This is a genomic window from Granulicella mallensis (assembly GCF_014203225.1).
Classification (GTDB): domain Bacteria; phylum Acidobacteriota; class Terriglobia; order Terriglobales; family Acidobacteriaceae; genus Granulicella; species Granulicella mallensis_A.
Genome location: NZ_JACHIO010000007.1, coordinates 163,402 through 184,407 on the forward strand (window position 1 = coordinate 163,402; position 21,006 = coordinate 184,407).

Sequence of the window (21,006 nt, forward strand, 5' to 3'; positions counted from 1 at the left end):
CTACAGCCACTCCAGCCGCCGGGGCTTGAATCCAAGCACCTGCTTCGCTTTGGCATTTGAAGCTCCGCGCAGCCTGGTCTGGTAGTAGACAGCATCTTCTCCGGCAGACTGCCGTGCCTGCTCCTCTGTCACGCGCGCCGGTGGCGGAGCGCCAACAGACTTCGCAAATGCGGGCAGCCACACGCTCATCGGCGGAGGATCGTCCTCTACCACGTGGTATATCCCCGGCTCGCAATCGAGAGCCGCGACCGTCGCCAGTGCTGCATCTTCGATATGCACCCAGGACCACAGGCCCTGCCCCTTGCCGATAAGAGGGAGCTGCTGCTGCCGCAACTGCTCTGCCGCCCCGCCATCCGGGTGATACCAGGTGTTTGGCCCATAGAAGAACCCATAGCGCAGCGCGACACCTTCCATCGCACCGGGCTGGAGCACACGCGCCTCCAGGGTGGTATAGGTCTGCGCACTGAGAGCCACGTCCGGGCTCGCATCAAGGGCCAGTCCTTCAGACTCATCTGCCAGGCCTTCGCCAGCCTTCAGAAAGAATCCCGTCGACTGCTGCAGGTAGCGTCGCGCACCGCAGGCCAGCGCCGCGCGATGCAGGTTGCCGCCGCCTTCCAGCCGCAGTTTGCGGTCCCCGGGTTGATAGGAGGGCATGTCCCTCGGATCTTTCGGCAGGGAAGTCAGCTCATCGATGACGACCTCAGCCCTCGACTGCCGTAGCGCCGACTCAACGGCAGCCGCATCGAACGCATCCACCATGGCAGCGGCTGCGCCGATCTCACGCAACCTACGGGCTCCGGCCTCGGAGCGGGACATACCAGTGACGGTATGTCCCTTGCGAACCAGTTCCGTAATGAGAGGTTGTCCAATCGCTCCGCTTGCACCAGCGACAAAGATATTCATCTTTCTCTCCTTCTGAGGGTTCTGAGGAATGGATGGGCCCCGATCCGGGGCAGTTGTGTGGCTTACTTCACGGGTATCAGAAACGGAGCGCCTTTGTCCTTGACGAAGAACACGAGAAACTTCGCAGGCCTGGTCTTGCTGGCGTTGCGTCCGACGAGGTGTACATCCTCCGGCGACTCATAGAACGTGTCGCCCGGCTTGAGCGTCTGTTCCTTTCCGCCCTTGGCCTGCATGACCACGGAGCCTTCGAGCACGTAGACGAACACCTGCGCATTGTGGCGATGAACGGGATCGACCTCGCCAGGCGCAAACTCCACGGTGATCATTGCACCCTCTTTGCCGGGAATGCCGGTAAGGTCTTTCGACAGGAGCGGAGTGATCTTTGGCTGTTGGGCCGTCAGGGTTCCTGCCGCCAGTAAGAAGAGAAGAATGCGCTTCATTATTTCCCTTCCTCTGCCTTGCGCGGAGCCGGCTGGTACTCGCCCGGCACCATGCGGAACGCGATGGCGATACGATTCCATCCGTTGATGGTGATGAGCGCCAAGGTGAGATTGACCAGCTCTTCGTCGGAGAACCGTTGCCTGGCCTCCTCATAGGTCTCATCGGGCACATGGCCTTCGGCAACCAGCGTCACGGCTTCGGTCCACGCCAGAGCCGCCTGTTCCCGGTCGGTGAAGAACGGCGTCTCGCGCCACGCGGACAGTGCATAGAGACGCTGCTCGGTCTCGCCTTCCGCGCGAGCATCCTTCGAGTGCATGTCGATGCAGTAGGCGCATCCGTTGATCTGGGAGGCACGCATCTTTACCAACTCAAGCAACGAAGGCTCCAGCTTGGAGGACTTCCGGATAAACATCTCCAGGTTGAGCATTGCGTTGTAGGCTGCGGGCGAGGTCTTCTGGGGTTCCAATCTCGATTTCATGTCAGGGATTCCTTTCATTGTCAGAATAGCCAGGAAGTGGACCGTCAGGAAGGTCCATAATTGAAATATTGGCTAGTCCACTTGGTCGAAAAAGAAACGGAGTGTCTATCCAGCGATGCCAAAGATGGAAACCTTTCAGGATCTATCGCTCCATCCCTCGACGAACCAGAAGGAGCTCTGGCGCTGGCTCTACACCGAGCTCCGTGCGGCGATCCTGGATGGCCGTCTCAGGGCCGGTACTCGATTGCCCTCCACCAGAAGCCTGGCCGTGCAGTACGAGCTCTCACGCGGCACAGTGATCACGGCCTTCGACCAGTTGCAGGCCGAAGGCTACATCCGTACGGAGGTGGGTTCCGGAACCTACGTGGCAACCGGCCTGCCGGATGGTCCACTGCCAACCTCCCGCAGCAAGCCCGTCCCTGCTTTACCGCAATCAACGGCCACGCTGAGCAAGCGTGCCCAGGCGCAGCTGAAAGATGTGGTGGTGATGCCTGCGCCTCATTCGGTGGGCAAAGCCTTTCGGGCCTACGAGCCTGCTATCGATCTCTTCCCGGCCGACCTGTGGGCGCGTACGGCAGCGAGAGTGCTGCGGCGGGCTCCGCGCTCCTTGTACGGTCACGGCAGTGCCGGAGGCTACCAGCCGCTTCGCCGAGCGATCGCCGAGTACATTGGTTCCTCGCGCGGTGTGCGATGCACGCCGGAGCAGATCATCGTGACCTCGGGTGCGCAACAGGCTCTGGATCTGCTGGGCCGCTTCCTGCTGGACCCCGGCGATTCCGTCTGGATGGAAGACCCCGGCTATCCCGGAGCATGGCAGACGCTGCGTGCGGCAGGTGCGCGCATCGTCCCTGTGCCTGTCGATCAGGATGGGCTCAACGTGGCAGCAGCACGCAAGCTCTCACCGCGAGCGAAGATGGCCTACGTGACCCCGGCGAACCAGTTTCCGTTGGGAGTAACGATGTCTGCCGACCGCCGTATAGAGCTGCTGCAATGGGCCGCCGAGGCGGGAGCCTGGATCGTTGAGGACGAGTACGATGCGGAGTATCGCTACTTCGGGCGTCCGGTGGCGGCGCTGCAAAGCCTCGATCGCTCCGGTGTTGTGATCTATGTCGGAACATTCACCAAGATGCTCTTCAATGCGTTGCGCCTGGGGTTTCTGGTTCTACCTCAACGATTGGTCGGCGCCTTTGAAGCGGCAAGAACGCTGGTGGACCGCCATCCTCCGACGCTCGACCAGGCAATCCTCTCCGAGTTCATAACGGAAGGACACTTCGGCCATCACGTGCGCAAGATGCGCCAGATCTATGCGGAACGAATGGCCGTGTTGAAGGAAGCCGCGGACGAGCATCTGGACGGCTTGCTCGATGTAACCAACGCCGCCGCAGGCATGAAGACGGTGGCGTGGCTGAAGACGGGGACCTCGGACAAAGTCGCAGCAGAGCAGGCCAGGAGGCTTGGGCTGGAGATGATTGGGCTATCGGAGTTTTCCATTAAGCAGCCGCTGAAGCCTGGTTTGTTGTTGGGGTTTGCCGGCTGCAATCCCGAAGAGTTGCGACGGGGCGTGTCTGTGCTGGCGGCTGCACTTCGCTCTGTTGGCCGATAGCTAGTTTGCTTGCTATTGTTTTCGGCGGAGTAGCGGCCTTTAGGCCGCGTAAGCCAGCACGAAATTCATTGGGCTTTAGCCCTGGGCATCTTGCTCGCACAGGAGAGAGGCCCAGGGCTAAAGCCCATCCGTTTATTCAACCTATACCGCAGCCTAAAGGCCGCTACTCCGCCGAAGGCAACAGCAATCATGGCCGTGGAGAAACGTCCCGCGCTACCATAGTCCTTGAGGAGATTCATCATGCAACCGCAAGTAGGCGAGCTCGTAGAAAACTTCACCCTGCCCGACCAGGACGGCAACATCGTCAACCTCACCGACTTCAGCGGCAAGCCCGTTGTGCTCTTCTTCTACCCACGGGCCGACACGCCAGGCTGCACGATCGAAGCCTGCGGCTTCCGCGATCACTTTGCCAAGCTCCAGAAGGCCGGTGTGGTCGTCCTCGGCATCTCACGCGACACTGTTAGGGCGCAGAAGAAGTTCGCGGAAAAGTATGACCTGCAATACCCCTTGCTTGCCGACGCCGATCAGGCGATCGTCAACCGCTTTGATCTGGTCAAGCAGAAGACGATGTACGGCAAGCCGGTCACCGGCGTCGAGCGCACGACCTTCGTCATCGGACCCGATCAGAAGCTGCTGCACGTCTTCCATAAGGTCAAGCCCGAAGGCCACGCCGAAGAGGTCCTCGCGCTACTGAAGAAGTAATCGTGATGGCTCCAACCCTACCTGAAGAACTGGTACTCGGCGCAGCCGTAGCGGCCACAGCAGCCTATGCCGTGGCCAACGCCGCGCTGCGACCGAAGTCCCAGCTCTTCGGTCGCACGCTGATCGCGGGAAACAATCCGAACGAAGTAGCTCTGACCTACGATGACGGTCCGAACGATGCCGCGACCGGCGAGCTGTTGGAGGTACTGGCACGTCACAATGCCCGCGCGACCTTCTTCATGATCGGTCGCTTTGTGCGGCAACGGCCCGGGATCGTTCGCGAGGTGCAGGCTGCGGGGCATCTCATCGGCAACCATACCGAGACGCACCCGTGGCTTGCCTGGCAGTCTGAGAAAGTCATTCGGGAAGAGCTTCGCGCCTGCAACGAGGCGTTGGAAGACGCGCTGGGTGCGCCGGTCCATTACTTCCGTCCACCCCACGGAGCCCGCCGTCCTGCAGTCATGCGCCTTGCCCGGGAACTTGGCCTGACGACGGTGCAGTGGAACGTGATGGGCTCCGACTGGGAGCCGATTGGCGTTGATGGCATCGTGAGCCGAGTAGAGATGGGGCTGGCCAGTATCCAAGGTCGCGGCGTCGGGGCGAACATCCTTCTGCACGATGGCTACGACCGCGCATTGGGCGCAGACCGCAGCAGCACCGTGAAAGCTACGGCGGTGCTGTTAGAGCGTTTCGCCCGTGAGGGCAGGCGCGTCGTCACGGTAGACGCGTGGCGCTGATTGAATTTTGAGGGAAATGGTGCGCCCGAGAAGATTCGAACTTCTGACCTACAGCTTCGGAGGCTGCCGCTCTATCCAGCTGAGCTACGGGCGCGTGTCTTAAGCGTAGCATAGGCTTACTATGATCTCTCTTCGTACCGCCCTCCTCGCCGCTGCTCTTGCTCCGCTCACCCTCGTGAGTGTGGCCCAAAAACCTCTTGCCTCCCCTGCGGCCACCGCCGAGACAACCCTCGCCGGTAAGACCGTGTCCATCAAGTACAACTCGCCCGCGATGCGTGGCCGCAAGATCATGGGTGATCTCGTTCCTTACGGCCAAGTCTGGCGTACCGGTGCCAACCCGGCGACGACCCTTGTGACGGCCACCGATCTGAAGATCGGTACGCTCGACGTTCCTGCCGGAACCTATACGATCTACAGCCTGCCAGCCGCACCGGGGACGCCGTGGCAGCTGATCATCAACAAGCAGAACGGGCAGTGGGGAACGGAGTACCACCAGGAGCAGGACCTCGGACGCACGCCGATGCAGGCCAGCCACCTGGCGGCACCGCAGGAGTCCATGAGCATCGGTTTCGAGAAGACCAAGAGGAACTCGACCGAGCTGCATGTGAAGTGGGAGAACACCGACGAGTGGGTGAAGGTCGAAGCTGCAAAATAACAGCGATCAATGGAAACAGAAAAGCCTGCTCGGGTGAGCAGGCTTTTTGTTTCTCAAATACATAGCGTAAAGATAAAGCAGGGGAGGACTACCACTCCTTCGCCGCTGAATCAGGCGTCAACTGTGTGGAGGCCACGGGGGCTTTCCAGCGCAGGATCGGCTTACGGGCGGCGGTAGTCTCATCGAGACGCTGCAGGCGCGTCGAGTGCGGCGCATTCTGCACCAGCTCAGGATTCTCCTCCGCCTCGCGTGCAATCTGCTTCAGCGCGTCGATCAGCAGGTCGAGCTCTTCGCGCGACTCGCTCTCCGTCGGCTCGATCATCATCGCGCCGTTGACCACGAGAGGGAACGAGACCGTATAGGCGTGGAAGCCGTAGTCGATCAGGCGCTTGCCCATATCGCCGGTCTTGACGCCGTTCTTGGCCTGCAGCTTGTCGCTGAAGACGACCTCGTGCAGAGACGGCGACTTGTACGGCAGCTCGAAGGTGCCCTCGAGCTTGGCGCGGATGTAGTTTGCGTTGAGCACAGCGTCTTCGGTGGTCTGGCGCAGGCCGTCAGGGCCGTTGGCGAGAATGTAGGCCAGCGCGCGAATGAACATGCCGAAGTTGCCGTACCACGCACGCACACGGCCCACCGACTGCGGACGGTTGTAGTCGAGGCCCAGCGATCCATCGGGATTGGTCTTGACTACGGGCGTCGGCAGGAACGGTTCGAGGATCTTCTTGCAGGCGACTGGTCCCGAACCCGGGCCACCACCGCCGTGCGGCGTCGAGAAGGTCTTGTGCAGGTTCAGATGCATTACGTCCGCGCCGAAGTCGCCGGGGCGCGTCTTGCCGCAGAGCGCGTTCATGTTCGCGCCGTCCATGTAGAGCAGGGCGCCCTTCGCGTGGAGGATGTCGGCGATCTTGTGAATGTCGCTCTCGAAGACCCCGATGGTCGAAGGGTTGGTGAGCATCAGGGCGGCAACGTCTTCATCGACCATGCGCTCAAGCTCGGCCAGATCGACCATGCCCTGCGCGTTCGACTTGAGGTTCGCGACCTGGTAGCCGCAGACCGCTGCCGTCGCAGGGTTGGTGCCGTGCGCGGAGTCGGGAATCAACACCTTCTTGCGCGGATTGCCCAGCGACTGATGATAGGCGCGGGCCAGCAGAATGCCGGTGAACTCGCCGTGAGCGCCGGCCGCGGGCTGCAGCGTGATGGTGTCCATGCCGGTGATCTCGATGAGGCAATCGGACAGCAGCTTCATGATGCCCAGCGCACCCTGGCTCAGCGACTCGGGCTGATAGGGATGCGCCTCGGCCAGACCCTCAAGCCTGGCAACGGCTTCATTGATGCGGGGGTTGTACTTCATCGTGCAGGAGCCCAGTGGATACATGCCGAGATCGATGGCGTAGTTCCACGTAGAGAGCCGCGTGAAGTGGCGAATGATCTCGATCTCGCTCAACTCGGGCATCGCGCCCAGGTCGTCCGTGCGCACGGCCGCGCCGAGCAGGGAAGCGGCATCGATCGCGGGCACGTCGAGCTGTGCCAGGCGATAGCCCTTCTTGCCGGACGAGGACTTCTCGAAGATCAGGTCTTCGTTCTGATTGACGTGCGTGGTCGCCTTGATAGGGGTGCCAACAAATTTATCTGCCATGTTTCCTGCCTTTTACTCGCAACTCATATCTCGAAACTGAATGTTAAAAATCTTCTGCATTTTCGCCGCTGCCGTCCACCGAATAACTTCCAGCCTCCGGCCCATCCAAATCTTCTTCGCGCAGACTCAGCGCAATCACTGTGCCGCTCTCGAATTCAATCGTCAGCGACTCCATCTCTTCGAGCGCAGCCTTGGCAACGGTCTCGCCGATCTGCGCGCAGAGGGCGTTGCGATACTCCGGCTCACCATACGCAATGCTGAAGTCCGCAAGCAGTACGTGCGGCCAGTCATAGAGCGTGAACAACGGGCCGTCGAAGCGCAGGCGGACGTAGTCGGCGACGAACTCGACGGCGGTTAGTTCCTGTCCTTCGATGGTGGTGATGTCCATGGTGCGGTCTCCGTGATGATGTGTGAAGGGGATAAGTTCAGCGTAGAGCTATGAGGGGCTGAGCAAGATACCCTCATAGCTGGTTCACTCGTAGCTCTACGCTGAACTATCCCCTTACGATCCCTAAATGACAGCCGCAGCCGCGTCGATTTGCACTTTGGTCGTCAACTCTGTCGCACACCACAAGGTCGCCTTGTCGCCCAGCTCCGGATACCACTTCGCCAGTGCAAGACCGCCGATGATCTGCTTGCCGAGTAGCTTGGTGTTGGCTGTCTCGGCGCTCTCCGGCAGGTTGATCGCGAACTCGTTGAAGCTCGGCCCGGTGAAGAGCGGCTTCGCTCCGGCCTTGGTCAGCGTGTCGCGCAGATAGGCAGCCTTCGCAATGTTCTGCTCGGCGAGTTCACGCAGGCCCTGCTTGCCGTAGACGGTAAGGAAGATCGTCGTCATCAGGGCGACGAGCGCCTGGTTGGTGCAGATGTTCGAGGTCGCCTTCTCGCGGCGGATGTGCTGCTCGCGTGTCGAGAGGGTGAGCACGAAGCCGCGCTTGCCGTTCTTGTCCTTGGTTTCACCGACGAGGCGGCCGGGCATCTGGCGCAGGAACTTCTCCTTGCAGGCGATGACGCCGCAGTACGGTCCGCCAAAGCCCACAGCCACTCCGAAGCTCTGCGCCTCGAGCGAGACGATGTCCGCTTCTACGGGGGCCTTCACGATGCCGAGCGAGACAGCCTCAGCAATAGAAACGATGAGGAGCGCGCCCTTCTTATGCGCGATCTCAGCGATGGCCGTAACGTCTTCAATCGTTCCGAAGAAGTTCGGCGACTGGATCAGCACGCAGGCGGTGTCGTCGGTGATCGCGGCATCGAGCGCAGCGAGATCGACGCGGCCCGTCTCGGTGACGTAGCCGACTTCAGTCGCAGGAATGCCCTGGTGCTGGGTTGCGGTGTGCAGCACCTCGCGGTACTCGGGATGCACCGTACGAGCTACGACCGCACCATTGCGTCCCGTCACGCGCACGGCCATCATCACCGCTTCCGCTGCGCCGGTCGAGCCGTCGTACATCGAAGCGTTGGCGATCTCCATGCCGGTGAGCTCGCAGATCATCGTCTGGAACTCGAACATGGCCTGCAGCGTGCCCTGGGCGATCTCGGGCTGATAGGGGGTGTAGCTGGTGAGAAACTCGCCGCGCTGCACGAGAGAATCGATGACTACGGGCCGATAGTGACGATAGGCACCCGCACCGAGAAAGCTCGCATACTGCTTGCTGGCGGGCTGCGAGGCCAGAACCGCCACATCGCCGCTCGCGACGTTTCCAGCAAAGGCGCGAAAGCGGTCGAGCACTTCTGATTCGCTGTGCTGACGAGGGATGTTGAGATCGCCCTTCAGGCGGTACTCGGCGGGAATCGTCTCGAACAGGGCTTCAATGGAGGAGACGCCGATAGCTTCGAGCATTTCCGTGCGGTCGGCGGGAGATTTTGGAAGATAGCGCATGGGGTCTTTCTGGAGCGTGAGCATCCTGCGATGCCCACGCCTCAGAGTCGAGACCTGGGCACCCGGTGGGTTGCGGGTCTAGTGGCCGGTTTCTTCAGCGACGAACTTTTCATAGTCGGCTGCGGAGAGCAGGTCATCGGATTCGTCGCCGGTCAGGGACAGCTTGATGATCCAGGTCTCGTTCGCGTCGGTGTTGATGGTCTCCGGCTCGTCGTTGAGCGCCTCGTTGATCTCGGTGACGGTGCCGGCTGCGGGCGAATAGAGTTCGCTGACGGCCTTGACGGACTCCACCGAGCCGAAGGGGGAGCCAGCATCAAGCTTGTCGCCCACCTTGGGCAGTTCGACGAAGACGATATCGCCCAGCGAGCTCTGCGCGTAGTCGGTGATGCCGATGATGCCGGTCTTGCCATCGACTTCAAGCCATTCGTGAGACTTCGCGTAGCGGTAGTTTTCGGGATAGGACATTTGAGGGTTCTCCGAAGAAGATTGTAGAGGATTATGGGCTGTGTACCGGTTCAGGGGAGAATGTTAAAGCTTTGGTGCTGCTGGTTTGGGACGCTTGTAGAAGGGTGTCGGCACAACCTGTGCCTTCACCAGTTGGCCGCGAATCTCGACCGCGAGCTCGGTGCCGGGTTCCGTATAGGCGACGGGCACATAGGCCAGGGCGATGTTCTTCTTGAGGAACGGCGCGGGCGAGCCCGATGTGATCTCACCGATTTTGGTGCCGTCTAGGGTGGCGACGGGATAGCCATCGCGTCCGATGCCACGGTCGACCATCTCCAGGCCGACCAGCTTGCGCGACGGGCCGCCGCTGTTCTGAACCTCGAGCAGCGCCTCGCGGCCGACGAAGTCCGTGTCCTTGTCGAGCTTGCAGTAGCGGCCCAGATTCGCCTCGAAGACGTTGATGGTGTCGGAGATCTCATGGCCGTAGAGCGCCATCGCCGACTCCAGCCGCAGGGTGTTGCGAGCTCCAAGCCCGCAGGGGATGATGCCGAACTCCTCACCGGCGGCGAGCACCTCACCCCAGACGCGCGCGCTGGTCGGTTCGTCGGAGGGGATGTAGATCTCGAAGCCGTCCTCACCGGTATAGCCGGTGCGCGCGATCATCACGTTGTGGCAGCCGCAGACCTGTCCCCAGGTGAACCAGTAGTTCTTGATCGTCGAGAGATCGACGCCGGTCAGCTTCTGCAGGGTGGCTTCGGCCTTCGGGCCCTGGATCGCTAACTGAGTGTAGTAGTCGGAAAAATCGTTGACGTGGACGCCGCTCATGCCGCCGATCACCTGCCGTACCCACTGCACATCCTTCTCGCGGGTGCCGGCATTGATGACGATGAGGTAGTCGTTGTCGCCGAGCTTATGCAGCACCACGTCGTCGACGAACGTCCCGTTCGGATACAGCATCGCGGAGTAGTGGGCCTGCCCGGTCTGGAGCTTGCTGGCGTCGTTCATCAGCAGCTTCTGCACGGCGGCGAGCGAGTTCGGTCCGCGCAGCTGGATATCGCCCATATGCGAGACGTCGAAGAGGCCCACCGCGGTGCGTACGGCCATGTGCTCTTCGATCAGTCCGCGATATTGAACGGGCATATCCCAACCGCCAAAGTCGACCATGCGCGCCTTGTGCGCGTGGTGGGTGGCGTGCAGGGCGGTACGGCGGAGGGCGGAAGGCGTTTCTGTCGTCATCATGTCTGTCCTTAGGATGCACCAGTAGGGGCAATTGGTGCGAGGCAACTGTCTACGATAGCAAATCCTTGCGAGAGGATCGTGATGCCGGATATATTACAGGGTATAGGAAGGAGGCGAAGCCGCATGAGCAATACAGCCCAGAAGCGAGCGATTAAAAACTATCGTACCCGCCTCCGTAAGCGTGGAGTTGCGAGGTTCGAGGTACTCGGACTCGAAGCCGATCGTGATCTGATTCGTTCTCTCGCAAAACGCCTTGCCCAGGATGACCCGGAGGCAAACCGCATTCGAGTGGAAGTGACGCGGACAGTCGCCGATACTCCCAGGAAGAAGGGTGGCATTCTCGCGGCTCTTCGCCGCTCCCCTTTGGTAGGGGTGGAGTTAGAGGTTGAGCGTCCGTTCGATTCCGGCAGAAAAGTCGATCTATGACGCGGTACCTGCTCGACACAAACATCATCAGCAACGTTACGAAGCCCACTCCATCGCAATCGCTGCTGGAGTGGATGTCGGAGCAGGCGGATGACGACCTGTTTATCTCTTCCTTGAGCCTGGCTAAGATTCGCCGCGGTGTTCTGGCGAAGCCGGCCGGGAAAAAGCGTCGAGAGCTTGAAGAATGGTTTACAGGACCGGAGGGGCCTCAGGCACTTTTTGCCGGACGAGTACTGCCCTTTGACGAGAAAGCAGCTCTTGTCTGGGGCCGACTCATGGCGGAAGGCACATTGGCTGGACAGCCTGGAAGTGGGTTCGACATGGTGGTTGCAGCCATCGCGGAAGCAAACGATTGTGTTGTCGTTACAGACAATGAAAAGCATTTTCCGGGAGTCAGCCTTCTCAATCCGCTGCGCGGAGTCAGAAGGTAGAACTTCGTGGGGTTCTACCTTTTCTGCCGGCGATTCGCGCGCACAAAGCTGCTGATCGAAAAGTACGCAAAGACCAGGAACAGGAGCAGATAGAAGTAGGCCTTATGCGCTTCCGACGAGCCTGCAGATGCCTTGAAGCTGTCTCGCAGCCGCCACACGCTCTGACCCAGGACCAACGCAAACAGGGCGAAGAAGGTACCTGTCACCTCCAGCCAGAGAACGCTGGAAAACCGTTTTACCGGCGTTAGTACGGACCGTCCTAGCCCGCGAGCCTGTGTTTTGGCTACTTTTTGGACTTCGGCAACGTTGCGATAGGCCTGTGCCGCCTGGGCTATTGGGGAGGGCCGTGGAGTGGTGGCCTCAGGATTGGACCGTGCTGTTTGCTGAGAGGCTGCACCTGAGGGATTCGGTGCTGTGGCGGCATCGACAGCGCTGATCAACGTCTTTGTGGCGTGGCGCGCACCATAGCCAAGAGCGCGACCGAGGCGAACCCTATCCATGGCCCCAGTGTATCGCGGCCCTTTGAAAACTTGCGAAGCAAAGCTGTCCTCTCTGGCATCCTAGAGACATGGCGCCTGCGGAAGAGGAAGACGAGAGTACGGGAAGCGTCAAAAAGTGGGTCTGGGTGGTAGGAGGACTGTGCGCGGCCACCGTTGGCTTCCTGGTTTTGGGTCCGAAGCGCGTAAAGCCTGTACGAGATCTGGCGCATCGGCTTGAAGAGGCCTGGGAAGAGCATGACGACGGCCGGGACTCAGAGATCCAGGACTCAGAGATCCAGGACCCGGAGATTTAGACAGCGTTCCGCAATCTTGTTTTGCGACACCGCCGACATCAGCGTAATCTTGAGGGCAGTGGCACCCGCAGCTGCCGTTCCCGACAATCATTCGATTGGGAATACCCGGTGCGTGGTCAGGGCGTTCTGAACAAAGCCGGGAGGTGGCATTGAATCAACAGGTTAAAGACCTTATCCAAAAACTGGGCGAGGCGATTCATGAGTCGGTAGCTGAATCGGAAGCGATCGCGGGTGTGGTTCGTGAGATCCGTGAGCAGGGCTTCGACGTGCTGCTGATGCTGGAAGCGACCATCGGCCTGAACGAGGTTGAGGACGACGATGAGGTTGCCGAAGGCGATGAAGGCAACGAAGCCGCGCATGGTCCCTTTACGCGCAACGATCTAACCTTCCTCAAGTCTTTACGCATCACAACGGAAGAGCATGAATCGGGCGCCGGCGGCGATACAACCAACGGTGTATAACCGCATCTACCTCAGTGTTTTGACCGTGTGCTAGACTCGTGGCCTGTTTTGCGTCTAACGGCTGTGCACGCATTTTGAAGAGGTAAGGGACTACATGAGAGATACGCTGGGTGTACTACTCGCTGGGGGGGCCGGCGAGAGGCTTTTCCCCTTGACTCGCGACCGCGCCAAACCGGCGGTTCCTTTTGCAGGTCAATATCGCATCATCGACATCACACTTTCGAACTGCATCAACTCCGATCTTCGCCACGTTTACATCCTGACGCAGTACAAGGCGCTCTCGCTTAACCGCCATATTCGCGAAGGCTGGGGCCCTGTAGTGGCCAGCGAGCTGGGCGAGTTCATCGAGATCCTGCCACCGATGCAGCGTGTCTCCAAGAGCTGGTACCAGGGCACGGCCGATGCGGTTTTTCAGAACATCTACTCCATCGGCTCGGAAGAGCCCACGTATGTGCTGATCCTCTCCGGCGATCACATCTACAAGATGAACTACGCGCTGATGAAGCAGCAGCATGCGGAATCGGGTGCCGACGTCACGATTGCCACCTTGCCGGTGAACCCCAATCAGGTCTCTTCGTTCGGTGTCGTCGAGGTGGCGCAGAACAGCGAGGTCAAGGGCTTCGTCGAAAAGCCGAAGGAGACCAACATCCGGTCGCCCTTCAATCCCGACATGGTCGACGTCTCGATGGGCATCTACCTCTTCAACACGGACGTGCTGATTCCCGAACTGATGAAGGACGCCGAAGACCCGAACTCCAAGCATGACTTTGGCCACGACATCCTGCCGAAGCTGCTCGGGCGCTACAAGGTGCACGCCTACAACTTCGTCGATGAGAACAAGCAGCGCGCTCTCTACTGGCGCGATGTGGGAACCTTGGAAGCCTACTACGAGGCCAACATGGACATCGCCGCCGTGGCCCCGACATTCAACCTCTACGACAAGGCTTGGCCGATGCGCACCCGCGCCTATCAATACCCGCCGGCAAAGTTCGTCTTTGGTGAGCCGGGCCGCACGGGTATGGCGATCAACTCGATTGTCAGCGCCGGCTCGATCGTCTCGGGTTCGGTGGTGCGCAACTCGGTGCTCTCGCAAGATGTCCGTGTGAACAGCTATGCGGATGTCGATTCCAGCATCATCTTTTCGCACGTCAATGTGGGCCGCCACTGCCGCATTCGTCACGCCATCATCGACCGCGACGTACATATTCCGGACGGCACCGTGATCGGTTACGATCCGGTCGAAGACAAGAAAAACTACTTCGTTACGCCCAGTGGTCTCACCGTCGTCACGCGTGATTACTCGGTCTACGAGAACCCGGTCTCACCGGACTTCATGCAGGTAAGCGAAGGCTGGTAAGAGCAGAGTGGCAAGTGATAAGTGACAAGTAGCAATACAAAAGCGGCGCGGAATGATCATCATTCCGCGCCGCTCAGTTTTTGCTTTGTGACTTACCACTTGTCACTTATCACTTGCCACTCTGCTCTTACCGCTTTCCGAACTTATAGACCAATCCCGCCGAGATCGAGAAGAACTCGCGGGTCTCGGTTCCGAAATGTTCGAAGATGAGATCGGGCTGGATACGTACAGCTACGCGGGGAGCATAGTTGAAGTCGATGCTGCCGCCCACGGCGCCATAGGGGCTGGTGGTATTGGAATAAAGCCCTGCGGTAGCTGTGGTGGGAACCTGTCCACCGCCCGGCGGTGGCGGATAACCGGTAATGGCCGTATCGAATGTTCCGTGTGTCGCACCGGCGAGCGCGTGGTAGTCGATGGCGGCATAGCGGTTCTTGAAGCCGCGCCACTGTACGCCGCCGCTGAAGATGTTCTGATACACGAGTACGCGATTGAGCCCGAAGACGGATGCCTGGGGGCTGACGGGGGACGTTCCGGCCTGGATGCGGTAGTCTCCGACGGCGCCCAGATGGCGGGTGAGCCAGTAGGTGCCCATGACCTCGACGCCACCCATGTTGTAGTGCTTGGGCAGGGCCTGACCGGCCTGGCCATTGCTGTAGCTCAGTCCGCCATAGACCTCCCACTTGTTGTTGTAGACCGGTCCGGTAGACGGTGCCAGCGCCGGAGCCGTGATGGCTGAGGTTGAGCTCATGGCCTTGGTTCCAGGGGCGGCGACCTGCGCCTGCAAGCTGATGGCGCTGAAAAGGCCTGTTCCTGCCAGAACAAACGCCGCTATCGGCGTGCGCCAGCGGCGCGTGGATGAAGCTGTTTGATTCGTCACGTGGAAGATTGTCCTCTGCTGCTGGCGCCGGAGCGCGCTGTTATCTCAGGTGCGCGCCTTCGCGGTGCGTCCGTCTAAGGATATAACGCCGGGCATGGTTTGCGGCGAATCCTGCGGATTGTATCCAGCGAAGGCTATGGCGGGGCAGGCTTATCCGCCGTTTTGTTGCGGACGAGGAACACAGGCGCAGGTCGGTACAGGAGGCTGTAAGTGAAGAAATGGGAGCAGGGAATGATCGTTGTGGCTCTGATGTTTCTCTTTGGGGCTTCGGGTTTGGCGGTCTCCCAGGGTATACCGTCGCAGAGACATGGTGGCCTGGTATTGAAGGACCTTCCGATCCCTAAAGGTGCGCGAGTGATCGGCCTGGAAGTCCATTTGGCTGCCGGGGCATTCGATAGTCTGGCGGAGATCCCTGTCGGATGGCATGTTGTGGTGGACAATGATCCCTCGTGGCAGGCAAATTTCGAGGCCCACGCAAGTGCTGGAGCCGAGGGACTGGATGAAAGCACGGTACAGAATCTCTGGCTTGAGGTGATAAAAAACGAAGTTGGAGACAGGAAGTTCATCGCGTCAGGATGGGTGATTTTGACCTCCAATACTGAGAAGGAAAGGCGAATCCCCTTGAGTTCCTACAATTTCGAGTTTGTTGAGCGTTATCCTCGACACCGGCTTCATGATCCGGACGCGCCCGGGCATTGGCGTTGATGTTCCTGTAAGAGCTGGATTCCGGGAACGTCAGAACCTGTCTATACCCCAGCAAAGACTACAGGTTCGTGCGACAATGGAGGTGCTTTCACACGTCTTACCGGCGTGTGGCGAATGGAGAATCAATATGGAGATCTTTCAACCTTGGCACTTGATCATTGTGGCCCTGGTCGCTGTCCTCCTCTTCGGCGGTCGTAAGCTGCCGGAGCTTGGCAAAGGTCTTGGCGAAGGACTGCGCGGTTTCAAAGAGGGCATGAAGGGGATTACGGACGATGCGAAAGCAGACGTCAAGCCCGCGGATGCCGTTCACACCGTTACTCCTACTCCTAAGGTCGAAGAGACCCCCAAGTAAACAGGGGTCGAAGGAAGCCTCATGGCGGAGTCGTTTCTGTCACGCCATTTCCTCGTTCATCTGCTTTGACGGTGGCCTCAATCTGTTCGTTATGTATATGGGACTGCCCTAAGCATCCGGAAGCGTAGCGATTTATGAAGCTAAAATCTGATTATCTTGTAAAGCCGCACACCAAAGTGCGGCTTTCGCATCTATCCACCAGCGAAACCGGCGACTTTCACGATAAAGACGCCGCCGAGCCTGTTCTGGCCAAACATCGCGAGCAGCTCGACGCCCTTCAGGACGTCCTCTACGCCTCGCAGTCCAGGGCGGTGCTGATCGTCCTGCAGGGCATGGATACCGCCGGCAAAGACGGCACGATCCGGCACATTTTTTCAGGGATCAACCCGCAGGGCTGCGATGTCGCCTCGTTCAAGGTGCCGACACCGCTGGAGGCTCGTCATGAGTTTCTGTGGCGCTGCCAGGCACAGACGCCGCCGCGCGGCATGATCAGCATCTTCAACCGCTCGCACTATGAGGATGTGCTCTCTCCGCGCGTCCACGGCCTGATCGGAGAAAAGACAGCGCGCCGCCGCATGGACAACATCAATGGGTGGGAGCAGACGCTGGTCGATAACGAGGTCGTGATCCTCAAGTTCTTCCTGCACATCTCGCGCGAGGAACAGACCAGCCGCCTGCAGGCGCGCATCGATACGCCCGGCAAGCGCTGGAAGCTCTCGCCCGCTGACTTCGCCGAGCGAAAGTTCTGGCCGAAATACGTCGACGCCTACGAAGATATTCTCCAGCATACGAGCCCCAAGCATGCGCCTTGGTTCGTGATTCCGGCGGACAACAAGTGGTATCGCAACGTGGCGATCTCGCAGATTCTGGTCGATGCCATGAAGGGCCTGAAGCTGGAGTATCCGAAGCCCACCTTCGACCCGTCCGGCATCAAGCTCACGGAAGAAAGCGCGGATTCGACTGCAAAGAAGGTCGAGGCCCGCAAGAATCGCAAGAGCAAAGACGCTCCCGCCGTAGACGCGACCAAGGCGACGTAAGCAGCCGTAGGAACCTTGACGCAAAGAACGCAAAGAAAAGAGCCAAGTTCCGCCACGATTGCCGTTGCGAAACTTGCCTCTTTTCTTTGCGCCCTCTGCGTCAAGGCCTTTCGATGTCAGAGATAAGCATCTCTCCAGGCTGGTCCTCAGATACTGACCATCACCACGGCAGCTACAGCCACAGCCATACCCACAAGCTGCCGCCGCGTAGGCCGCTCGTGCAGTTGCCATGCCGCCAGCAGGATCGTCGACGCCGGATAGAGCGAAGCGAGTACTGCGGCCACATCCAGCCGACCGAGACGCGTCGCAGCGACAAAGAGCATGTTCCCGCCAGTATCGAGTAGCGCTACGGAGAGGGCCCACAGGATAGCGGCGGAGGGGAGCCGTTTCGCGCCTCCGTCTTCCTTGCCTCCGCTCAGGCGTAGTGCCATCAGCGTCAGGCCACAGGTAGAGAGACTGCCGATGCGGGCCAGCGCCATCGGCATGAAGATGCCGAGCGGGTTGGCCATGCGCAGCGCGACGAAATACACTCCAAAGCCCAAGCCGGCAAGGATAGCGAGGCTCAGTGTGCTGCGGCCGGAGTCCTCGGGGGAAGGCCCCGCGGCGATTGCCCAGATGGCGATAAACGCAAGGGCAAATCCGACGATCCGCAGAGTGCCGGGCGCACCTTCCAGCAGGCTGGAAACCAGCGCCGGAATGGCAGCAGCCAGGAGACCGCTGATGGCGGCTGAAACCCCCATCTCTCCACGTGAAAGCGCAATATAAAACGCTGTCAGAGAGATTCCGCCCGCGACACCGGCCAGCACGCCCCAGCCCAACAGAGCGCCGTGGGGTATCGGCTCATGGCGCAGCAGGATGATGGACGCCAGCACGATAAAACTGACGGAGTGGGACATCAGGATGACCCGCAACGTCGAGCGAGTCGAGCCTCCGGCAGCTTTGACTCCCATACCGCCGGAGAAGTCTCCGCCTCCCCAGGCCAATGCCGAAGCCAGCGCGATCAAGGCATTGCTGTGTATGTTCCAGTTCATTGAAATGTCTTCCGTTTAAAACTTGTCCAGCGACTACCCATTAAAACGTCAAAGGCACGGCTGAAGCCGCGCCTTTGACGAAACCTGTCTTGTAATTATAGCGATCTGGCCTACGGTGTGGCTGTAGGAGTGACCGGCAAGGGGGCGCTGTTCCTGGGGGTTGGATAGTAGCCGTCCTTGGAGATCACTGTCAGGTTAGGCTTCGACACCCGAATCTCCGTCTTGCGGAATTTACCGTCAAGAATCGGCTCGTGGCTGTAGTAGCCGACCGTGTACTGGGTGCGCGCCTGTTTGGCGATGTTGGCGAAGCTTCTTTCGATCCCGCCCTGGCGGAACTCAGGATCGGTCTGCCCGCCGGTCAGGGCGGTAACGCGCGGCAGAATGTCATCGCGCATGGTCATGGGCAGATGAATACGATCGATGAAGCCGAATCCCGGAACCGCAGAGTCGCCTACGAGGGTCGCGAAGACCTGAATATTGTTGGTCTGGCAGAAATTGATGACTTGTTTTTCCTTTGCGGTACTACCGTATTCCTTGCCGTCGGAGATGACATAGATGACACGCAGCCGTTCTTTGTCCGCGCGGGTCGTCTCAATCGCCGCAGCGAGAATCGCGTCGAGCAGCGTGTGGAACTCCTTGGGCGCGCTGCTGATAATGATGCCGCCATGGGAGCCGCGATTCGTCTGGGGATCGACCGCCTGGTTGTTCTTCACCGTGGTCTGGTCGAGGGCACTGCCGAAGTTCATGTTCGGATCACGACCAGGCCCCTTGGATCTCTCCAGGATCACGCCCAGCCTCGCGCTTTGCGCCGCTGTAAAGGTTGTCTGCTCCTTCACGCCGTTGTTGTACGTAAAGACCGAGACCTCGTCGTAGGGCGCAAAGGCATCCTGCAACGCATGCAGTGAGTTGTTGATCTTGTTCATGGTGTCGAAGGTGACACTCTGATCGATGACCAGAGCTACCGACATCGGCCGGGGGTCGCTTGAGAAGTTCTGCATCGATTGACGCAGGCCGTTCTCATAGACGCGCACATCGCGCCATGTCAGGCCCGGAACCAACTGGTTCTTGGAGTCCTTGACGATGAAGGGAAGCTGGACGAAGTTAACGTGCACACGGAGCATGGGAATGGAACCCTCACCCAGCGTTGGTGGCGGTGCGCCTGCGTTATCGTCGTCGGCAGGCGTTTGTGTGCCGGACGTGGGCGAAGAGGGCAGGGTGCTGCCGACAGCCTTCTGTCCGTCGCTGGCTGGAGCCTCGGTGGTAGACGTTTGCTCCGGCGGAGGAGCGTCCGGCAGGGCCACAACCGGAGTAATCGTGTTGAGTTGCGGCAGGGTCTGAGGACGCGGTGCATCCGGGACGTTCTGTTGCTGCGTACCTGGAGTGCTCTGCTGTGGGTTCTGAGCGCATATCGCGAGATCAAAACCAGGGCCAAAGCCCGCCAGCGCAACCGTTAGCGCCCCTACCCAAACTGTTTGCTTGCCGAACACCATTAAGGTCAACCTCTTCTTGAACACGGTTCCCCGCGGCCGATGGGCCGAAGGCACACCCTTTGAGACTACCAGTGTGTGCGCTCCTCTGCTATGTTTGGCCACACTTCTTATAGACGCACAAGAGGTTCCCTGTGTTGTGCTTCTCTCCGTCCGGAATATCCGATTGGGACGGCGGTGGCCAGATTAGTCGCCCAAAAAGGCTAAACCGGCGTTTAATAGCCCTATGCGACCCCTATGGCTGCGTCTTATCCCCGCTCTGTCGTTCGCACTCCTGTCCTGTGCGCCGGGCCTCCACGCGCAGGAAGCCCCCTCGCCGGACGCTCCGCCGCCGGCGAGCACCGCGCCGGCCCAGCAGGAGCAGAACCCTGAGACCCAGACCCTCAAGGTCAACGTCAACCTGGTGGACCTCTATTTTTCCGTGCGCGACAAGTCAGGCTATGTCACGGGCCTGCACCAGCAGGATTGCGGGCTTTGGGAAGACGGCCAGCAGCAGACGATCAAGAACTTTACGCAGGAGAAGAACCTGCCCCTGACGATCGGCATCCTGCTCGACACCAGCGGAAGCCAGAAGAACGTGCTTCCGCTCGAACAGGACTCGGGCGCGCGCTTCCTGAGCGAGGTGCTAAAGCCGAAGGATGAGGCTTTTCTGATCTCCTTCGACGTCAACGTCGACCTGCTCTCCGACTACACCAACAGCGCTCATGAGCTGAAGCGCGCCATCGACAAGGCCTCCATCAATGCGGCTTCGTCGAGCGCCGGCGTTCCCGGAATCGGTGGCGGCCCGTTCCCGACGAGCCACCCGCGCGGCACGCTGCTCTATGACGCGGTCTACCTGGCCGCACACGACAAGCTGCAGTCGCAGACCGGCCGCAAGATCCTTGTTCTGCTGACCGATGGTGGCGATCAGGGATCGCAGGAGACGCTGAAGAGCGCGACGGAGGCCGCCCAGAAGGCCAACGCGATCCTCTACGTCATCCTCATCGCGGACCGCGCGAACTTCAGCTACGGGTTTAATGCCGATGGTCAGATGGAGCAGTTGGCCCGTGAAACCGGCGGTCGAGTCATTAACGTCGGGAACAACGGCAAGAAGCTCGAAGAGGCCTTCGACCAGATCCAGGACGAGCTGCGCACCCAGTACCTGGTCAGCTATACGCCCAAGAACAAAGCCGCCGATGGCAAGTTCCGTAAGATCAACATCGACTGCGGGAAAGATGCGAAGGTGCAGGCGCGCAAGGGGTACTATGCGATTGTCGGCGGTGGCGATGACAACTGAGCGGCTTCACAGTCGACGTAGTGTCTGTGGAGGGCCAAAGGCCCGTTTCATACCAGCCT

General features: G+C 59.9%; 25 protein-coding genes and 1 tRNA gene. 13 read left to right on the forward strand and 13 right to left on the reverse strand.

Going from position 1 to position 21,006, the window contains the following annotated elements; translation table 11 throughout:
- From HDF15_RS09850 to HDF15_RS09860, 3 genes are all read right to left on the reverse strand, one after another.
- Positions 1–903, reverse strand: coding sequence for an NAD(P)-dependent oxidoreductase (locus tag HDF15_RS09850; protein WP_184255087.1), 903 nt, complete (start codon positions 901–903; stop codon positions 1–3).
- Between the two features lie 62 nt (positions 904–965).
- Positions 966–1,343: a cupin domain-containing protein gene (locus HDF15_RS09855; RefSeq protein WP_184255089.1), complete on the reverse strand. Its 378-nt coding sequence runs from the start codon at positions 1,341–1,343 to the stop codon at positions 966–968.
- A complete protein-coding gene (locus HDF15_RS09860) occupies positions 1,343–1,822 on the reverse strand; it encodes a carboxymuconolactone decarboxylase family protein (RefSeq protein WP_184255091.1) in 480 nt (159 codons plus the stop codon). The genes HDF15_RS09855 and HDF15_RS09860 overlap by 1 nt, the downstream gene beginning before the upstream one ends.
- Positions 1,823–1,937: 115 nt before the next feature.
- On the opposite strand from HDF15_RS09860, the gene HDF15_RS09865 reads away from it, so the two are divergent.
- From HDF15_RS09865 to HDF15_RS09875, 3 genes are all read left to right on the forward strand, one after another.
- Positions 1,938–3,425, forward strand: coding sequence for a PLP-dependent aminotransferase family protein (locus tag HDF15_RS09865; protein WP_184255093.1), 1,488 nt, complete (start codon positions 1,938–1,940; stop codon positions 3,423–3,425).
- Positions 3,426–3,665: 240 nt separating this feature from the next.
- Positions 3,666–4,127, forward strand: coding sequence for a thioredoxin-dependent thiol peroxidase (gene bcp, locus HDF15_RS09870; RefSeq protein ID WP_184255095.1), 462 nt, complete (start codon positions 3,666–3,668; stop codon positions 4,125–4,127).
- 5 nt (positions 4,128–4,132) lie between these two features.
- Positions 4,133–4,864 (forward strand): polysaccharide deacetylase family protein, encoded by a 732-nt coding sequence (locus tag HDF15_RS09875; RefSeq protein WP_184255097.1) that lies wholly within the window; start codon positions 4,133–4,135, stop codon positions 4,862–4,864.
- Positions 4,865–4,881: 17 nt separating this feature from the next.
- On the opposite strand, the gene HDF15_RS09880 is transcribed toward HDF15_RS09875, so the two are convergent.
- Positions 4,882–4,958, reverse strand: a tRNA-Arg gene (locus HDF15_RS09880).
- Positions 4,959–4,985: 27 nt separating this feature from the next.
- On the opposite strand from HDF15_RS09880, the gene HDF15_RS09885 reads away from it, so the two are divergent.
- Positions 4,986–5,519, forward strand: coding sequence for a DUF2911 domain-containing protein (locus HDF15_RS09885; RefSeq protein WP_184255099.1), 534 nt, complete (start codon positions 4,986–4,988; stop codon positions 5,517–5,519).
- An 88-nt stretch (positions 5,520–5,607) separates the two neighbouring features.
- On the opposite strand, the gene gcvPB is transcribed toward HDF15_RS09885, so the two are convergent.
- The 5 genes from gcvPB to gcvT form a co-directional block, all read right to left on the reverse strand.
- On the reverse strand, positions 5,608–7,155 hold the full coding sequence (gene gcvPB, locus HDF15_RS09890) for an aminomethyl-transferring glycine dehydrogenase subunit GcvPB (protein ID WP_184255100.1): 1,548 nt from the start codon (positions 7,153–7,155) through the stop codon (positions 5,608–5,610).
- Positions 7,156–7,198: 43 nt separating this feature from the next.
- On the reverse strand, positions 7,199–7,543 hold the full coding sequence (locus tag HDF15_RS09895; RefSeq protein WP_184255102.1) for a hypothetical protein: 345 nt from the start codon (positions 7,541–7,543) through the stop codon (positions 7,199–7,201).
- A gap of 123 nt (positions 7,544–7,666) precedes the next feature.
- Positions 7,667–9,031, reverse strand: a complete 1,365-nt coding sequence (gene gcvPA / locus HDF15_RS09900) for an aminomethyl-transferring glycine dehydrogenase subunit GcvPA (RefSeq protein ID WP_184255104.1) — start codon at positions 9,029–9,031, stop codon at positions 7,667–7,669.
- A gap of 78 nt (positions 9,032–9,109) precedes the next feature.
- Positions 9,110–9,496 (reverse strand): glycine cleavage system protein GcvH, encoded by a 387-nt coding sequence (gene gcvH / locus HDF15_RS09905; RefSeq protein WP_184255106.1) that lies wholly within the window; start codon positions 9,494–9,496, stop codon positions 9,110–9,112.
- A gap of 63 nt (positions 9,497–9,559) precedes the next feature.
- Complete coding sequence (gene gcvT, locus HDF15_RS09910; protein ID WP_184255275.1) at positions 9,560–10,711, reverse strand: glycine cleavage system aminomethyltransferase GcvT; 1,152 nt, start codon at positions 10,709–10,711, stop codon at positions 9,560–9,562.
- Between the two features lie 126 nt (positions 10,712–10,837).
- Between gcvT and HDF15_RS09915 the strand changes: the two genes are divergently transcribed.
- Together HDF15_RS09915 and HDF15_RS09920 are read left to right on the forward strand one after the other, a co-directional pair.
- Positions 10,838–11,140, forward strand: coding sequence for a hypothetical protein (locus HDF15_RS09915; RefSeq protein WP_184255108.1), 303 nt, complete (start codon positions 10,838–10,840; stop codon positions 11,138–11,140).
- Positions 11,137–11,571, forward strand: coding sequence for a type II toxin-antitoxin system VapC family toxin (locus HDF15_RS09920; protein ID WP_184255110.1), 435 nt, complete (start codon positions 11,137–11,139; stop codon positions 11,569–11,571). Before HDF15_RS09915 ends, HDF15_RS09920 begins: the two co-directional genes overlap by 4 nt.
- Positions 11,572–11,585: 14 nt before the next feature.
- On the opposite strand, the gene HDF15_RS09925 is transcribed toward HDF15_RS09920, so the two are convergent.
- Complete coding sequence (locus HDF15_RS09925) at positions 11,586–12,071, reverse strand: hypothetical protein (RefSeq protein ID WP_184255112.1); 486 nt, start codon at positions 12,069–12,071, stop codon at positions 11,586–11,588.
- Positions 12,072–12,139: 68 nt separating this feature from the next.
- Here HDF15_RS09925 and HDF15_RS09930 point away from each other — a divergent pair, with 68 nt between their 5' ends.
- From HDF15_RS09930 to glgC, 3 genes are all read left to right on the forward strand, one after another.
- The gene (locus HDF15_RS09930) at positions 12,140–12,364 is read left to right on the forward strand and encodes a hypothetical protein (protein WP_184255284.1); all 225 of its coding nucleotides are present in this window, start codon (positions 12,140–12,142) and stop codon (positions 12,362–12,364) included.
- Between the two features lie 149 nt (positions 12,365–12,513).
- Complete coding sequence (locus tag HDF15_RS09935; protein WP_184255114.1) at positions 12,514–12,825, forward strand: hypothetical protein; 312 nt, start codon at positions 12,514–12,516, stop codon at positions 12,823–12,825.
- Positions 12,826–12,919: 94 nt separating this feature from the next.
- Positions 12,920–14,182, forward strand: a complete 1,263-nt coding sequence (gene glgC / locus HDF15_RS09940; protein ID WP_184255116.1) for a glucose-1-phosphate adenylyltransferase — start codon at positions 12,920–12,922, stop codon at positions 14,180–14,182.
- A 127-nt stretch (positions 14,183–14,309) separates the two neighbouring features.
- Here the strand turns inward: glgC and HDF15_RS09945 are convergent, their stop codons facing one another.
- Positions 14,310–15,059: a hypothetical protein gene (locus HDF15_RS09945; RefSeq protein ID WP_184255118.1), complete on the reverse strand. Its 750-nt coding sequence runs from the start codon at positions 15,057–15,059 to the stop codon at positions 14,310–14,312.
- A 210-nt stretch (positions 15,060–15,269) separates the two neighbouring features.
- Here HDF15_RS09945 and HDF15_RS09950 point away from each other — a divergent pair, with 210 nt between their 5' ends.
- From HDF15_RS09950 to HDF15_RS09960, 3 genes are all read left to right on the forward strand, one after another.
- Positions 15,270–15,764 (forward strand): hypothetical protein, encoded by a 495-nt coding sequence (locus HDF15_RS09950; RefSeq protein ID WP_184255120.1) that lies wholly within the window; start codon positions 15,270–15,272, stop codon positions 15,762–15,764.
- Positions 15,765–15,891: 127 nt separating this feature from the next.
- Complete coding sequence (locus HDF15_RS09955) at positions 15,892–16,116, forward strand: twin-arginine translocase TatA/TatE family subunit (RefSeq protein WP_184255122.1); 225 nt, start codon at positions 15,892–15,894, stop codon at positions 16,114–16,116.
- Positions 16,117–16,250: 134 nt separating this feature from the next.
- Positions 16,251–17,153: a polyphosphate kinase 2 family protein gene (locus HDF15_RS09960; protein ID WP_184255124.1), complete on the forward strand. Its 903-nt coding sequence runs from the start codon at positions 16,251–16,253 to the stop codon at positions 17,151–17,153.
- Between the two features lie 146 nt (positions 17,154–17,299).
- On the opposite strand, the gene HDF15_RS09965 is transcribed toward HDF15_RS09960, so the two are convergent.
- Together HDF15_RS09965 and HDF15_RS09970 are read right to left on the reverse strand one after the other, a co-directional pair.
- Positions 17,300–18,184 (reverse strand): EamA family transporter, encoded by an 885-nt coding sequence (locus HDF15_RS09965; protein WP_184255125.1) that lies wholly within the window; start codon positions 18,182–18,184, stop codon positions 17,300–17,302.
- Positions 18,185–18,294: 110 nt separating this feature from the next.
- The gene (locus tag HDF15_RS09970; RefSeq protein WP_184255126.1) at positions 18,295–19,674 is read right to left on the reverse strand and encodes a VWA domain-containing protein; all 1,380 of its coding nucleotides are present in this window, start codon (positions 19,672–19,674) and stop codon (positions 18,295–18,297) included.
- A 223-nt stretch (positions 19,675–19,897) separates the two neighbouring features.
- Here HDF15_RS09970 and HDF15_RS09975 point away from each other — a divergent pair, with 223 nt between their 5' ends.
- Positions 19,898–20,947, forward strand: a complete 1,050-nt coding sequence (locus tag HDF15_RS09975) for a VWA domain-containing protein (protein WP_184255127.1) — start codon at positions 19,898–19,900, stop codon at positions 20,945–20,947.
- Positions 20,948–21,006: the final 59 nt, after the last annotated feature.